Raw genomic sequence first — 16280 nt, 5'->3', positions numbered from 1 at the left:
AGCATCCCGAAATATACTTTCGGGATGCTTTTTTTATAATTGGTAAGAATGTTATACTTGAATAACGCCTAAATTGAATTTCTTTTCAATAGGAGCGTGGTTTGCCGCTTCAATCCCCATGGAAATCCAAGTTCTAGTGTCTAATGGATCAATAATAGCATCAGTCCATAATCTTGAGGCCGCATAATAAGGAGAAACTTGTTCGTCATATCTTGCTTTTATTTTGTCAAATAACTCTTTTTCTTTACTTTCATCAACGACTTCACCTTTTGCTTTGAGCGATGAGGCTTCAATTTGTGCAAGTACTTTTGCAGCCTGTGTTCCTCCCATTACAGCTAGTTCAGCACTTGGCCAAGCAAAAATTAATCTAGGATCATACGCTTTTCCACACATGGCGTAGTTACCTGCACCATATGAGTTACCAACAATCACAGTAAATTTGGGTACCACAGAGTTAGACACTGCATTTACTAACTTGGCACCATCTTTTATAATTCCGCCATGTTCAGATTTTGATCCTACCATGAAACCAGTTACATCTTGAATGAAAACTAAAGGAATTTTTTTCTGGTTGCAATTGGCAATAAATCGGGTGGCTTTATCAGCACTATCCGAATAGATTACACCTCCAAATTGCATTTCTCCATTTTTAGTTTTTACCACTTTTCTTTGATTGGCAATTATCCCTACAGCCCAACCATCAATTCTAGCATAACCTGTGATTATCGTTTGTCCATAACCATCTTTGTACGTGTCAAACTCAGAGTTGTCTATTAATCGGTTGATGATGTCCATCATGTCATATTGCTCGCTACGTGCTTTTGGCAATATTCCATACATTTCATTTTCATCAAATTTTGGTTTTTCAGCTTTGATACGGTTGTATCCAGCTTTGTCAAAATCGCCTATTTTGTCAACAATATTTTTTATACGATCAAGTGCGTCTTTATCATCTTTCGCTTTATAATCAGTCACTCCAGAAATTTCGCAATGTGTTGTGGCTCCACCAAGAGTTTCATTATCAATGCTTTCACCAATTGCTGCTTTTACCAAGTAGCTGCCCGCTAGGAAAATACTACCCGTTTTGTCTACAATCATAGCCTCGTCACTCATGATAGGTAAGTAAGCACCACCTGCTACACAACTACCCATTACAGCGGCAATTTGGGTAATGCCCATGCTGCTCATGTGTGCATTATTTCTAAAAATACGACCAAAATGTTCTTTGTCAGGAAAAATTTCATCTTGTAATGGTAAATAAACTCCGGCACTATCCACTAAATAAATGATAGGCAATCTATTTTCCATTGCAATCTCTTGAGCTCTAAGGTTCTTTTTAGCAGTTATAGGAAACCAAGCACCTGCTTTAACTGTAGCGTCATTTGCAACTACAATACATTGTTTGCCTCTTATATAACCTATTTTTACAACAACTCCACCAGAAGGGCAGCCACCATGTTCAGGATACATTCCTTCTCCAACAAAAGCCCCAATTTCTATACTTTTAGCCTTTGCATCAAGTAAATAATCTATTCGTTCGCGGGCAGTCATTTTACCCTCACTATGTAATTTTTGAATGCGTTTTTCTCCACCTCCTAATTTTACGGTACTTAACTTTTGGCGTAATGCAGAGAGTAGGAGTTTATTGTGGTCTTCATTTTTATTGAAGTTCAAATCCATGATTTATTCGATTAAAAAGTTTCTGCTAAAATACAAAATACTACTAAATATACCTTGATTATTTTGACTTGTAAAATCAAAAAAAATGTATTTATTTTGATTTTAAATAAAAAAAACAGAAGCGAACTTCTGTTTTTTTATGAATTTGATAAAAATAAAGGTTTTATTTTTTTGATTCGTTTAGCAGTTTTCTTAGGATAGCCCATTGTCTTAAGGCGTCTCTAGCTTCAATAGCTGGGTAGCCTAGCATAGTTTTACCTGCTGAAATATCACCTATTACGCCTGATCCTGCACCCACGATAGCACCATCGCCTATAGTTGTATGGTCTTTTATAGAAGCGCTTCCGCCAATAATAACGCCGTTACCTAATGTTACTGAACCAGCAAGTCCGCTATTACCTGCCATGATACAAAATTTACCTAATTTGCTATTATGACCTATTTGTACAAGGTTGTCAATTTTACAACCGTCACCTAGTACTGTTGAACTAAATTTACCTCTATCTATGCAAGAATTGGCTCCAATTTCTACATTATTACCAATGATTACATTGCCTATTTGAGGGATTTTAACTAATCCGCGTTGTGGATCAGGTCTAAAACCAAAGCCATCTGCTCCAATTGTTGCATTAGGGTGAATGATACAATCACTACCTATATGACAGCGTTCTCTTATCACGGTACCGGACCAAATAACGGTATTTTTACCAATAGTTGATTCATCTAAAATGGTTACGTTAGGGTATATTGTACTGCTATCACCTATTACCACATTAGGACCTACATAACATCCTGCCCCAATCTGAACGCCATTGCAAATTTTTGCACTAGCATCAATCACTGCTGTAGGATGTATGGCTACGTTGAATATTGGAGTAGGTGGAGCAAAAAGCTCAAGTACTTGTGACATGGCTAAGTCAGCGTTCTTTACTTTGATGAAGGCACGGTTTTCACCAGGTTCAATACTAATATCCTCATTTACTATAGCTGCACAAGCCTTTGATGAATTCCAGTATTTTTCGTACTTTTTGTTACCAATAAATGAAATATCAGTAGCACTTGCTGCTTCTAATTGCTCTGGTGCGGTAATGCCAGTTAGGGTTGATCCAATAATTTCTCCTTTCAGAATTTCATTTATTTCTAGAATTGTATAGGATTTCATTAAAAAATAGGATGTTTATGAGTTAAATATTTTTCAAATAAAAGAATTTACCCTTAGTTATCCTAATTAATCCTCCATTTTAGTTCGAACAATTTTTGATTGTTTTTCTTCAAATAATTATAATGTAATCGGAAGTTTGTGCTTTGTTACGATTGCCTTACCATCAATTTTTCCAGGAAGCCATTTTGGACTTCTTACTAATGTCTTGATCACTGCTAAATCAATTTCTTTATTGACACTTTTTATTACTTCAAAATGATTTAAAGAACCATCCAATTCTACTGAAAATCCAATTATAACTTGGCCAAAACTATTATTTGGTTTTTTAAAATCAGAGGCAATGAAGTCATGAAAAGCTTTTTCTCCTCCAGGGAATTCTGCTTTTACGGAGTAAGGAAAAAACGCAATTTCTATTCCATTTTCATCAAAACATTTTCCATCAACAAAGGAACCATTTAGGAAGTTTTCGATTCGCTTTACTTTTCCAGATTCATAGTAACGTGTTTGTGGACCTTCTTGTTTTCCTTTTACATATATTGCTAAAGATTCTTTTTTTCCGTTAGAATACCAGCGTTCTGACGTACCATCAATTTGTCTTTTTTTATAGTTAGAAAAGTAATCTTTAGAGTAAATCGTGTCATTTATATAAAAAGTGGTTCGTAGAGTACCTTTGTCTTTTTGTTCGAAGATACTGTAATATTTTGCTGTCTCTGCGTTGGGAAGTTCTTTAAAATCCTCCGTAAAATAAATCTTCTTTTGTGCAAAAACGTGAAAAGAAATCAATAAAATAATTGATGTAAAAAAGGTTTTCATAAGTGATGTGTTTTTTATTCAAAATTAATAAAAAATCCTACACAAAAATAGAATTGTGTAGGATTTTATCTTTTATGATTCTTTTTGTCCCATCATCATGAGATAGGCTTTTAAGAATTCGTCTATTTCTCCATTCATGACGCCGTCAACGTTGCTGGTTTCATAGCCAGTGCGTACATCTTTGACTAATTTATAGGGTTGCATTACGTAGTTGCGTATTTGTGATCCCCATTCAATTTTCATTTTTCCAGCTTCAATATCGGCGCGTTGTGCTTGCTTCTTTTTCAATTCAATTTCATATAATTGCGAACGAAGCATTTGCATGGCTCGTTGCCTATTGTCTTGTTGCGAACGCGTTTCAGAGCACTGAATTTGAATTCCGGTAGGCTTATGAAAAAGCTGTACTTTAGTTTCTACCTTGTTGACATTTTGTCCACCCGCACCACTAGAGCGAGAGGTAGTTATTTCTATATCAGCAGGGTTGATTTCAATTTCTATACTGTCATCAACTAATGGGTAAACATATACGGAAACAAAAGAGGTATGCCTTTTAGCATTACTATCAAAAGGTGAAATACGTACCAGTCGATGTACACCGTTTTCTCCTTTAAGATATCCAAAAGAATAATCTCCTTCAAACTCAAGGGTTACCGTTTTTATTCCAGCAGCATCTCCTTTTTGAAAGTTCAACTCTTTAATTTTATAACCGTATTTTTCGCCCCACATCATGTACATTCTCATGAGCATTTCGGCCCAGTCACAGCTTTCGGTTCCACCTGCGCCAGCTGTAATTTGTACTACAGCACTAAGTGTGTCACCTTCATCCGAAAGCATGTTTTTAAATTCAATAGCTTCAATGTGATTATTAGTAGCATTGAATTGTGTGTCAAGTTCATCGGGTGTAAGTTCACCTTCTTTATAAAATTCGTAGGCAAGTTCCAATTCGTCTGTCATTTCAACAGCCAAATTGTAATCTTCTATCCACTTTTTTTTATTTCGAAGATTTTTCACCAGTAGTTCAGCCTCTTTTGGACTATTCCAAAAATCAGGAGCAAAGGTTTTTTCTTCTTCGTTTGAAATCTCAATTAATTTGGCATCAACGTCAAAGATACCTCCTCAACGCACCAAGGCGCTCCACAATACCTTTTATTTGTTCGGTAGTTGTCATAAGTTAGTTTTTATTTTTTAGAAATCGTTTTGTAATATTCCTTTTGTTTAATTGTTTTAGTTTTAACGGAACTTTTTGCAATATACAAACCGTATTATGTAAATTTGTGCTGCAAAAATAGAAATTTTTTACAAAGGGACAATTCGCGAACCATTCGCACTGAAAATAAAAGAATACTATGGAAATAAATTTAATTAGCGATACCATTACAAAGCCATCTCGTGAAATGCTTGTTCACATGTTAAATGCTGTAGTTGGTGATGATGTGTATAAACAAGATCCTACTGTTATTGAACTCGAGGCGAGAGTAGCTCAAATGTTTGGTATGGAGGCAGGGCTTTTTTTTCCATCGGGAACAATGGCCAATCAAACTGCAATTAAGCTTCATACTCAGCCAGGGGAACAATTAATAGCTGATAAATATGCACATGTATACCATTATGAAGGAGGCGGTGTTTCCTTTAATAGTGGAGTGTCTTGTTGCTTACTTGATGGAAATCGAGGCATGATTACTGCTGACCAAGTTGCTGCAGCTATCAATGATCCAGAGTTTTATCACAGTCCATTAACAAGTTTAGTGTGTGTTGAAAATACAACAAACAAAGGTGGAGGTGCTTGCTATGAACTGGAAGATTTACAAAAAATTAAAGCAGTTTGTGATGCTAATGCTTTGAAATTTCATTTAGATGGAGCACGAATTTGGAATGCTTTGGTTGCTAAAAATCAAGATCCTAAAGCGTATGGTAAAATTTTTGACACCATTTCAGTATGTTTGTCAAAAGGTTTAGGCGCTCCAATTGGTTCTGTATTACTTGGTGACAAAGAAACAATTCACAGAGCATTGCGTATTCGAAAAATACTTGGTGGCGGAATGCGTCAAGTAGGATATTTAGCGGCAGCTGGATTATATGCTCTTGAAAATAATATCACGAGGTTAGCCGAAGATCACCGTAGAGCAAAAGAAATTGCCGAAGTGCTCAAGAAAACAAGTTGGGTAGCATCTGTAGAACCAGTGGAGACTAATATTTTAATATTTTCTTTGGTTCCAAATTGTATCGAGAAAAATCTTATTGAACTCTTGAAGCAAAAAAATATCTTTATCAGTTCTATGGGTCACGGAAAATTAAGAATCGTGACGCATCTTGATTATAAGGAGGTTATGCATACGTATGTTCTTGAAACGTTGCAGAAATTGGTATAAAAAAAAAGTAAAGTTTATGAATTATGAGTTTTGACAATTTGAAAAACTCATAGTTCATAAACTCATAATTACTGATTACTTAAACAAATTATCCATTCCAGGAATCATTGGCATGTCCATTTTTGCTACTGCATCAAGTTCAGCTTCGTTTGTTTTTGTAGCCTTTTCAATCGCTTTGTTTAAAACCAGAATTAAATAATCTTCTAATTGTTCTTTATCTTCAAGTAAAGCGTTATCAATTTGTATTGATTTTATTGCTCTATTAGCAGTTATAGTTACTTTTAATAAACCATCAGTGCTTTGTTCATCAATAAGAACAGTATTTAATCTTTTCTTAGTATCTTCAATTTTTTGTTGGGTTTCTTTTAATTTACCCATCATGCCCATTAAATCCATGTTAAAATTATTTTAAGTTTTAAATACAAAATTACTACATTAGTGTTTCAATTCAATAAAAGAATCATGAAAAATAAAGCTTTACTAAGTGGTCTTTGTCTTATTTTTGCACTTTCAATAACTAAAATAAACGCACAGCAAATGTCCAAAAATATAAAAGCACCTTTAGCAAAAATAATTCCAACAGTTTTAGAGAAACACGGTGATACTCGTGTGGATAATTATTTTTGGTTAAACAAAAGAGAAAATCCAGAGGTTATTGATTACTTGAATCAAGAAAACAGTTATTATGAAGCTATGACTGCGGATACCAAAGGTTTTCAGAAAGAATTGTATGAGGAAATGAAATCTCGTATTAAGGAAGATGATGAATCAGTACCTTATTTATATAATGGATATTACTACATTACTCGTTTTGAAACAGGAAAAGATTATCCTATTTACTCTAGAAAAAAAGGAAGTTTAACTGCTGCCGAAGAGGTTCTTTTTAATTGTAATGATTTAGCCAAAGGTCATTCTTACTTTCAGTTGGGTGGGTTGAGTATAAGTCCAGATAACAAGTTTGCTAGCTTTGGTGTGGATACTATCGGAAGAAGAATTTACGCTATTCAAATAAAAAATTTAGAAACAGGGGAAATTTTATCTGATAAAATAGAAAATGCAACTGGTAGTTCTGTGTGGGCCAATGACAATAAAACGATTTTTTATACCAAACAAGATGAAGTTACACTGCGTTCTGATAAAGTATTCAAGCATAAATTAAATACAAACTCGGATCAAGATGTACTAGTGTTTTTTGAAAAAGACGATACTTTCAACGTCTCCGTTGGGAAGGAAAAATCAAAAAAATATATTGTAATAGGATCGGGGAGTACCTTGACTACCGAGTATAGAATCTTAAATTCAGACACTCCTGATGCTGAATTTAAGGTTTTTCAACCTAGAGTTCGTGGGTTAGAGTATAGTATTTCACATTTTGGAGATTCGTTTTATATTTTGACCAATAAGGATAAAGCAACAAACTTTAAGTTGATGAAAACTCCTGAAAGCGCTACTGCAAAAGCAAATTGGGTTGATGTCATTGCGCATAGAGATGATGTTTTGCTGGAAGATATTGAAATTTTCAGAAACTATCTTGTTGTTGAAGAACGTTCTAATGGTTTAAATCACATCCGTATTATGCCGTGGAGTGGTGAGGGAGAATATTATTTGCCTTTTGGAAGTGAAACTTACAATGCCTACACTACTACAAATGTGGATTTTGACACTGATATTTTGCGTTACAGCTATCAATCCTTGGCAACACCATCTTCTGTAATTGACTTTAATATGAAGACCAAAGAAAAAGAGGTTAAGAAGGAGCAACAAGTTCTAGGTGGAAAATTTGATAAAAACAATTATGTAGAGGAACGAGTTTGGGCCACTTCAACTGATGGAACCAAGGTGCCAATTTCAATGGTTTATAAAAAAGGTCTGAAAAAAGACGCTAATAATCCGGTACTACTTTATGCGTATGGTTCTTATGGCGTGACTATGGATACTTATTTTTCATCAACACGTTTATCTATTTTAGACAGAGGTTTTGTTTTTGCCATTGCGCACATTCGCGGCGGTGAAGATTTAGGAAGACAATGGTACGAAGATGGGAAATTGCTTAAAAAGAAAAATACTTTTACCGATTTTATTGATTGTTCTAAGTATTTAATTCAGGAAAAATACACTTCTCCAGAACATTTGTATGCCGAAGGCGGATCAGCAGGTGGATTGTTGATGGGTGCAGTGGTGAATATGGCGCCAGAATTATACCATGGTGTTATTGCTCAAGTTCCATTTGTTGATGTTATTTCAACCATGCTTGATGATACCATTCCTTTAACAACGGGTGAATATGACGAATGGGGTAATCCAAATGAAAAAAAATATTACAAGTACATGCTATCCTATTCTCCTTATGATAACGTAAAAGCACAAAAATATCCTAATATGTATGTTTCTACTGGCTTGCATGACTCACAAGTACAATATTGGGAGCCAGCAAAGTGGGTTGCAAAGATGCGTACGCTAAAAACTAACGACACAGCGTTGTATTTAAACACAAACATGGATGCAGGGCATGGCGGGGCTTCAGGTAGGTTTGAGGCTTTAAAGGAATTAGCAAAGGAGTATAGTTTTTTATTAGATTTAGAAAAAATTAAAAACTAATTAGAATATTTTTGTTAAATTTGCACTGTTCGTAGTTGAATTAAAATTTGCTGCGACTAACTATTTTTTTATGAAAAAAGAGATATCTGCTTATAATAATGTCTTAGAATTAATAGGTAATACTCCACTTATTAAGCTAAATAAAGTTACTGAAGATTTAGTTGGAAATTTTTACGCAAAAGTAGAAGCTTTTAATCCAGGACATTCCTCTAAAGATAGAATTGCATTATATATTATTGAAGAAGCTGAAAAAAGAGGGATTTTATCACCTGGTGATACTATAATTGAAACTACATCTGGTAATACTGGGTTTAGTTTGGCTATGGTAAGTATTATCAAAGGGTACAATTGTATACTAGCAGTAAGCTCAAAATCATCTAAAGATAAAATTGACATGCTACGCAGCTTAGGTGCTAAGGTTTATGTTTGTCCAGCTCACGTATCAGCAGATGATGAACGTTCCTATTATAATGTAGCCAAGCGTTTACATGAAGAAACTAAAGGTTCTGTTTACATTAATCAGTACTTCAATCAGTTAAATATTGATGCACATTACAATTCTACAGGTCCAGAAATTTGGAAACAAACTAATGGAGCCATTACGCATCTTGTAGCATGCAGTGGTACTGGCGGAACTATTTCAGGAACTGCAAAATACCTAAAAGAGCAAAATCCTAATATTAAAATTTTAGGAGTAGATGCTTTTGGTTCAGTATTGAAAAAGTATCACGAAACTAGAGAATTTGATAACGAAGAAATTTACCCTTACAGAATTGAAGGTTTAGGGAAAAATCTTATTCCATCTGCAACTGATTTTGATATTATAGACAAGTTCATGAAGGTGACAGATGAGGAGAGCGCCCACACTGCCAGAGAAATTACTAAAAAAGAAGGTTTATTTGTTGGATATACTTCTGGAGCGGTGATGCAAGCAATTAAGCAATACGCAGAAGAGGGAGAATTTGACGAAAATAGTAACGTAATAGCTATTTTTCCAGATCATGGTTCTCGTTACATGAGTAAGGTTTTTAGTGATGACTGGATGAATGAGCAAGGATTTTTTGACAGTATCAATGAAGAAGAAGTTCAAAAAATTGAATTTATAAAATAGATCAAATTGTAATAGTCTTATATGAAACTCCAGAATGTATCTGGAGTTTTTTTTTGTTAAGTTTTAAAATATTTATTAGGGTACGGGCAAAAAAAACTCCTGATTGCTCAAGAGTTTTTAGGTTTTTAAGAAAGGAATTATTCTTCCATAGTATGATACACGTTCATCACGTCATCATCCTCTTCAATTTTTTCAATTAATTTTTCAACATCAGCCATTTCTGCTTCTGTTAACTTTTTTGTGATTTGAGGAATGCGTTCAAAACCTGACGATAAAATTTCAATGCCGCGACTTTCAAGTTCTTTTTGAATAGTTCCAAAACTACCAAAAGGAGCATAAATTAAAATTCCATCTTCATCAGCAAAAATTTCTTCTGCTCCAAAATCAATAAACTCTAATTCAAGTTCTTCTACATCTTGATTGTTATTTGGAATTCGGAAGTTACATGTATGATCAAACATAAACTCAACAGATCCTTGTGTTCCCATAGTTCCATTGCATTTATTGAAATAACTTCTAATGTTTGCAACAGTTCTATTATTGTTATCTGTTGCAGTTTCTATTAAAATTGCAATTCCGTGTGGCGCATAGCCTTCAAACAATTGTTCTTTATAATTTGCAGTATCTTTATCAGTAGCTTTTTTTATGGCACGTTCCACATTTTCTTTAGGCATATTCACTGCCTTAGAGTTTTGGATTACGGCTCTTAGCCTAGAGTTGGCCTCAGGATTTGGACCACCTTCTTTAACAGCCATTACGATATCCTTACCTATTCTGGTAAATGCTTTGGCCATTGCTGACCAACGTTTCATTTTTCTTCCTTTTCTAAACTCAAACGCTCTTCCCATTACTATTTTTTATTTTGAACTGCAAAAATACAATAATTATGCAGGTTTAAAAATCATTTTATTTCTTATAAAAAGGCAATTTTACCACTTTAGCTAACACATCATTTTTTCTAATACGAATAAAAATATCATTATCTAGTGCGCTATTGGCAACTGTAACATAACCCATTCCAATTCCTTTGTTCATTGACGGAGACATGGTTCCAGAGGTCACAATCCCAATCACACTTCCTGATGCATCTACAATTTCATAATCGTGTCTTGGTACAGCACGTTCTTGCATTTCAAATGCTACTAACTTTTTAGTCACTCCAATTTCTTTCTGCTTTTTTAAATTTTCAGCATTTGTGAAATCCTTAGTGAATTTAGTAATCCAACCTAAACCAGCCTCTAAAGGTGAGGTTGTATCGTTGATGTCATTGCCGTACAAACAAAAACCCATTTCTAAACGCAATGTATCACGAGCAGCAAGTCCTATTGGTTTTATGCCAAAAGGAGCACCTGCTTCAAAAACTTTATTCCAAATTTGTTCTGCCTCTTCATTTTTACAATAAATTTCAAAACCTCCTGATCCAGTATATCCCGTTGCTGATATAATTACGTTTTCAATTCCAGCAAAATCACCTACCTCAAAATGGTAATATGCAATGGCTGATAAATCTTTTGAGGTTAAAGATTGCATAGCTTCAACCGCTTTTGGTCCTTGTATGGCAAGTAAAGAATAGGCCTCCGAAATATTTTTCATATCTACACCCATATCATTTTGGGCTGAAATCCAGTTCCAATCTTTTTCAATATTCGAGGCGTTAACAACCAGTAAATATTGTTCTTCCTTCATTTTATAAACTAGCAAATCATCTACAATACCGCCGTCTTGATTTGGTAAACAAGAATATTGTGCTTTGCCAATCGTTAAAGTCGAAGCATCATTTGAAGTTGCTTTTTGTATCAAAGCCAATGCATTTGGACCTGTAAGCAAGAATTCACCCATGTGAGAAACATCAAAAACTCCTACTGCATTACGAACCGTTTCATGTTCTGCATTGACTCCTTCGTATGAAATTGGCATGTTATATCCAGCAAACGGTAGCATTTTTGCTCCCAAACTCTCGTGTATGTGCGTTAGCGCAGTATTTTTCATGGTGTTTTGATATAAAATTTGAAGTGGCTAATTTATTGATTTTATTTTGGCTTACAAAGACTGTAGGAGCAAAGTTTCAAACGTTTTCGGTATTTTTTAGTTTGTTTAAAAAAATAATTTTAAGGAGCTATTTCCTGCTATCCGCTATATCTTTATTACTGTTTTCAGCCATTTTGATGGCTGTAGCCAGTAATAAAGGATGCCACTACTATCAGGGCTATGGCCTTTATTATCTTGAATTGTATTTTTCTTTTTGAAATGTGTAACAAATAATCGATTGTTATGACAAATTGCATTTGTGTTGTATTAAGAAATTATATATTTTTTTTTTTGATAAATTATATAAAATGAGAACTATTAACTTAATTTCGATTTTTTGATATTTATTTTAAAGATTTAATTATTTTGATGATTTCTTATTTAAAATTAAATTTTGTATTTTTAAAAAAAAAATAATGCCAAAACTATTGCCTATAAATCATACTGAAATACGTAAGATTTATAAAGAAATAAATCAATTTACACATAAAGGAATTCAAGGGCATGCAATGATTATTGGTGGAAGTTATGGAAAAATTGGTTCCATAAGTTTAGCTTCAAAGGCTTGTTTAAAGACCGGTTGCGGATTGGTAACTGTTTTTATTCCAAAATGTGGGTATACAAGTATTCAAACTTCAAATCCTGAAGTTATGGTACTAACTGATGAAGATGAAGAAGTCATATCAGAGATTCTTTTTGATATTAAGCCACAAGCTGTTGGTATAGGTCCTGGATTAGGTCAATCGGATAAATCACATAATGCCTTACAACTGTTTTTAAAAACCTATAAAATTCCAATGGTTATTGATGCTGATGCTTTGAATATTATTTCAAAGTTTAAAAAATTATTAATCCATGTAGCACCTAAAACAATCATTACTCCACACCCAAAAGAACTACAATTGTTGATAGGTAGTTGGATTTCTGAAAAAGACAAGTTAAACAAAAGTATTTCTTTCTCTAAAGAACATCAAATTATCATTGTCATGAAAGGTTCTCCTACTCGTGTTATAGATGGTGAATCAGTTTATGAGAATACTACAGGAAATGCTGCTCTAGCCACAGCTGGTAGTGGAGATGTTTTAACAGGAATGATTACTAGTTTATTAGCACAGTTGTATTCTCCTCTTCATGCAGCCTTGATAGGTGTTTATCTACATGGTTTAACAGCTGATATTGCACTTCCAGAAACCGGCATACAGTCCTTTATTGCTTCAGATATTATTGCCCACATTGGCAAAGCTTTTTTGAGTTTAGAAAAGTAACAGAAACTAAATTAAGACTGTAAATTCATTTCTTAATTTGTAAATTTGTGCTAAACAAAACTGCATTATCCTATTAGTTATGGAAAAACAACCCCATCTTAGAACAGTAAATGTTACCCGATACATCACACCCTTAAGGGAAGGCGGTTCTTTACCTGCTCTTGCTGAAGCTGATGATGATTTTAAATATGTTCTAAAGTTTAAAGGTGCAGGTCACGGTGTAAAAGCTTTGATTGCAGAATTGATAGGAGGTGAGATTGCCAGAGTTTTGAAATTAAAAATGCCTGAGTTAGTATTTGCAAATCTAGACGAAGCTTTTGGGCGTAGTGAAGCTGATGAAGAAATTCAGGATTTATTACAAGGTAGTCAAGGACTTAATTTAGCCTTGCATTATTTATCTGGAGCAATTAATTTTGATCCTGTAGTAACTTCAGTTGATGCCAAACTGGCTTCACAAATTGTTTGGCTAGATGCATTTATAACTAATGTGGATAGAACATTTAGGAATACCAATATGCTTATTTGGCATAAAGAATTATGGCTAATTGATCATGGAGCAAGTCTTTATTTTCATCATTCTTGGAGTAATTGGGAGAAACATGCAAAAAGTCCTTTTGCGCTCATAAAAGATCATGTATTATTACCACAGGCTTCCTTATTACAAGAGACAAATATTGATTTCAAAAAAATTCTTACTTATGAGGTTTTAAAAAATATCGTTAACCTAATTCCTGACAACTGGCTTCAGTGGGAAGAAACTCAGGAACAGCCCGAAGCCATTAGGGAAGTTTATTTTCAATTTTTAAGTACTCGTTTAGATCATTCCGAAATTTTTATAACAGAAGCACAAAATGCAAGAGCAACACTTATATGAGTATGCCGTGATTCGTGTTGTGCCAAGGGTAGAGCGCGAAGAATTCCTTAATGTAGGGGTTATTCTTTTTTGTAAAAAAGCAAAATTTATAAAAGTTTTATTCGAAATTAATGAGGTTAAACTCCGTCTTTTTTCGAATGACTTAGATGTTGAACAATTGAAATTAAATGTTCAAGCTTTTGCAAAAGTAGCTCATGGAGAAAAAGATGCTGGGCCAATAGGACAATTTGATCTCCCTTCACGATTTCGATGGTTAACTGCGCTGCGTAGTTCAGCTATTCAAACTTCTAGACCACATCCAGGATTATGTGATAATTTAGACCAAACAACAAAGCGACTTTTTGAAGACATGGTTTTGTAGTGTAAGAGAAACTATAAACGCCCTTTTAATTTATTTCAGGTTTTATTAAGATTTTACAAAGTACCATAAATTCTAAAGGTTCATTAGCAATAGGAATATGTACATCACTTGACGGAAACGGTTCTCTGGCACCAGTGTCCTCATAACCGTTACGCAGGTACCAAGAAATTAATTCTTCACGTACCGTAATTACGGTCATAATAATTTTTGGTAAACCTAGTTCCAAAGCATGAATTTCAGCTTGCTGCAATAATTTTTTTCCAACGCCACCATTTTGCAAATGTGGTGCAACGGTCAACATTCCTAAATACAAATGTTCCGTTTTGTCAATTAGTAAAATGCAACCTACAATTTCATCATTACTACTAAATTTTAGTAATGTGTTTTTTGTATTTAAAATGGTTTCTTTTAATTCAGTCTCTGTGGTACGCAATCCCTCAAGAATGTTAGCTTCGGTCGTCCAACCTTTCTTAGAGGTTTCTCCGCGATAGGCTGAATTAATTAATTTATTCAACGCAGTAAGGTCTTCAAGTGTAGCTTTGGAAATCATAGATAGCTGTTTTTTTTAGATTCCAAAGGTAGAAAAAACCATTTCACATTTTAAATAAATTTGTTTTTTGTTAAGTTATTGTATTTGAATAAAAGTATTTAAATGGATCTTGAGGAAAAAATTTTATTTGAAGCTAAATAGTTTTTTATTATTATAGGATGAATTATTATTATTGTTATTAATAATAAAGTGAATACAATTAAGTCTTTAAAATTCTTATTTAATTGTTTTGTTTTCAGTGATTTGAAACTCTAAAATTGTATAGATAATTCTAAAGATTAAATAAAAGTAAGTCATAGGTTTATGGTACCAATACCCTTATTATAATAAAACTTAGGTTAGTTATTCCTATCTAACAAATTCCATTTTAAATTAAAAGAAATATGGTGTTTTCATTCAAAATGTTTAGAATTAATGAGTTTGCCAATCAAAATTTGAAAGCGATTCAAACTCCAACAACATTTAAAACTTGAAAAAAGAAAATATTAAAAATCAATGGTAAAGTTCCTGTATTAAATTATTTTTTTTTGACTTTGAAACCCAAGTTTAAAAACCTAGTTTTCCATATGATATTTATTTTAGTAAACAGGATTTGAAATAGAGGAGAAATGGCGGATGAAAGCCTCAATTTTCGGTTTATCACAATTTTTAAATTTAAAACTAAAAATAAATAAGCCTAAATCCGCCATATTCTTAAAAGGTGGTAAATACCTTTTATTGTACTTTTATCTTAATTGAATCATAACTACCGGAATTTGAACCAATCAATCCATAAACTGTTTCTCCTTTTTTGATTGTTTTCCCATTAAGGTCAAACTTCATTAATTCATTTTTAAAATTTTTATTTGCTGAACTGGCTGCAATCATATTTCCTCCCGCTAAACCAGGACCTGCAATAAGTCCAATAGGAAATGTGTTTGTTGGTTTTGTTTCTGTATAAAATCCATTTGATGTAGTTGTAGTTCCTGAATACAATTGTAATGGCGATAAAAGTAAATACCATAAATAGGATGCGGGACTTTGTTTAATAATTTTAAATATTTTTTCAGTTTCAATTAAATTAACTTCATTACCGTTTTCATAAGAAAGTTTAAAATCTCTTCCTAAAACTATTTCTTTTTCAGTATTATTTGTAATCTTGACAGCTATAAGCTTTATATTGTTTTTTGTTTCTTTCTTTTTGTATTTTTTTTCTAATAAGTCATATTTGTATTCTAATATAATATTACTTTCAAAGTTTTTTGATGCATAATTTATTGTTTCAGGATTTATTTTTTTATAACCAGATGCACAACTATTCAAAACTATTGCACAAGCTAAAAGTAAACTAAATCTAATCATTTTAATCATTTTGTATTTATTTAAGGTTTAATATTTATTCTCGTTTTTCATAATTTCCGCATACTAATAACAATATTAAATTGTTGTTTTAGTTTTTGTATAGTAATCATTGTACAGTAATAGTTTTA

15 protein-coding genes are annotated in these 16280 nt (G+C 33.2%); 6 read left to right on the top strand and 9 right to left on the bottom strand.

Annotation, left to right across the window (positions count from 1 at the left end; translation table 11 throughout):
- Positions 1 to 51: 51 nt before the first annotated feature.
- The 4 genes from AC061E_RS09515 to prfB form a co-directional block, all read right to left on the bottom strand.
- A complete protein-coding gene (locus tag AC061E_RS09515) occupies positions 52 to 1680 on the bottom strand; it encodes an acyl-CoA carboxylase subunit beta (protein ID WP_478286030.1) in 1629 nt (542 codons plus the stop codon).
- A gap of 163 nt (positions 1681 to 1843) precedes the next feature.
- Positions 1844 to 2842, bottom strand: a complete 999-nt coding sequence (gene lpxD, locus AC061E_RS09510) for a UDP-3-O-(3-hydroxymyristoyl)glucosamine N-acyltransferase (protein ID WP_478286029.1) — start codon at positions 2840 to 2842, stop codon at positions 1844 to 1846.
- Between the two features lie 117 nt (positions 2843 to 2959).
- Complete coding sequence (locus AC061E_RS09505; RefSeq protein WP_478286028.1) at positions 2960 to 3655, bottom strand: energy transducer TonB; 696 nt, start codon at positions 3653 to 3655, stop codon at positions 2960 to 2962.
- 72 nt (positions 3656 to 3727) lie between these two features.
- A protein-coding gene (prfB, locus tag AC061E_RS09500) for a peptide chain release factor 2 (RefSeq protein ID WP_478286027.1) occupies positions 3728 to 4823 on the bottom strand; the annotation gives its coding sequence in 2 pieces (ribosomal slippage) (positions 3728 to 4759 and positions 4761 to 4823; 1095 coding nt in all).
- Positions 4824 to 5001: 178 nt separating this feature from the next.
- Between prfB and AC061E_RS09495 the strand changes: the two genes are divergently transcribed.
- On the top strand, positions 5002 to 6024 hold the full coding sequence (locus tag AC061E_RS09495; RefSeq protein WP_478286026.1) for a threonine aldolase family protein: 1023 nt from the start codon (positions 5002 to 5004) through the stop codon (positions 6022 to 6024).
- Positions 6025 to 6099: 75 nt separating this feature from the next.
- Here AC061E_RS09495 and AC061E_RS09490 read toward each other — a convergent pair whose 3' ends face one another.
- Positions 6100 to 6420: a YbaB/EbfC family nucleoid-associated protein gene (locus AC061E_RS09490; protein WP_478286025.1), complete on the bottom strand. Its 321-nt coding sequence runs from the start codon at positions 6418 to 6420 to the stop codon at positions 6100 to 6102.
- A 66-nt stretch (positions 6421 to 6486) separates the two neighbouring features.
- Between AC061E_RS09490 and AC061E_RS09485 the strand changes: the two genes are divergently transcribed.
- Both AC061E_RS09485 and capA read left to right on the top strand, forming a co-directional pair.
- Complete coding sequence (locus AC061E_RS09485; RefSeq protein ID WP_478286024.1) at positions 6487 to 8622, top strand: S9 family peptidase; 2136 nt, start codon at positions 6487 to 6489, stop codon at positions 8620 to 8622.
- 70 nt (positions 8623 to 8692) lie between these two features.
- Positions 8693 to 9733, top strand: coding sequence for a cysteate synthase (capA, locus tag AC061E_RS09480; protein ID WP_086453818.1), 1041 nt, complete (start codon positions 8693 to 8695; stop codon positions 9731 to 9733).
- A gap of 137 nt (positions 9734 to 9870) precedes the next feature.
- Here capA and AC061E_RS09475 read toward each other — a convergent pair whose 3' ends face one another.
- Entirely contained in the window at positions 9871 to 10581 is a 711-nt protein-coding gene (locus AC061E_RS09475) for a YebC/PmpR family DNA-binding transcriptional regulator (RefSeq protein ID WP_144893803.1), read from the bottom strand.
- Between the two features lie 58 nt (positions 10582 to 10639).
- Positions 10640 to 11722, bottom strand: coding sequence for a glycine cleavage system aminomethyltransferase GcvT (gene gcvT, locus AC061E_RS09470; protein WP_478286023.1), 1083 nt, complete (start codon positions 11720 to 11722; stop codon positions 10640 to 10642).
- 455 nt (positions 11723 to 12177) lie between these two features.
- On the opposite strand from gcvT, the gene AC061E_RS09465 reads away from it, so the two are divergent.
- From AC061E_RS09465 to AC061E_RS09455, 3 genes are all read left to right on the top strand, one after another.
- A complete protein-coding gene (locus AC061E_RS09465) occupies positions 12178 to 13026 on the top strand; it encodes an NAD(P)H-hydrate dehydratase (RefSeq protein ID WP_478286022.1) in 849 nt (282 codons plus the stop codon).
- Between the two features lie 79 nt (positions 13027 to 13105).
- The gene (locus AC061E_RS09460) at positions 13106 to 13900 is read left to right on the top strand and encodes a HipA family kinase (RefSeq protein WP_478286021.1); all 795 of its coding nucleotides are present in this window, start codon (positions 13106 to 13108) and stop codon (positions 13898 to 13900) included.
- Positions 13878 to 14261: a DUF3037 domain-containing protein gene (locus AC061E_RS09455; RefSeq protein ID WP_478286020.1), complete on the top strand. Its 384-nt coding sequence runs from the start codon at positions 13878 to 13880 to the stop codon at positions 14259 to 14261. The genes AC061E_RS09460 and AC061E_RS09455 overlap by 23 nt, the downstream gene beginning before the upstream one ends.
- A gap of 25 nt (positions 14262 to 14286) precedes the next feature.
- Here the strand turns inward: AC061E_RS09455 and AC061E_RS09450 are convergent, their stop codons facing one another.
- Positions 14287 to 14811 (bottom strand): GNAT family N-acetyltransferase, encoded by a 525-nt coding sequence (locus tag AC061E_RS09450; RefSeq protein WP_478286019.1) that lies wholly within the window; start codon positions 14809 to 14811, stop codon positions 14287 to 14289.
- Between the two features lie 714 nt (positions 14812 to 15525).
- Positions 15526 to 16152 carry a hypothetical protein gene (locus AC061E_RS09445; RefSeq protein ID WP_478286018.1) on the bottom strand — a complete coding sequence of 209 codons (627 nt, stop codon included), beginning with the start codon at positions 16150 to 16152 and terminating at the stop codon, positions 15526 to 15528.
- Between the last annotated feature and the right edge of the window lie 128 nt (positions 16153 to 16280).

The sequence above is a fragment of the Flavobacterium sp. GNP011 genome, from assembly GCF_056428925.1.
Note: the sequence above shows the minus strand (reverse complement) of the source record. Positions and strands in the feature narration are given on the sequence as shown.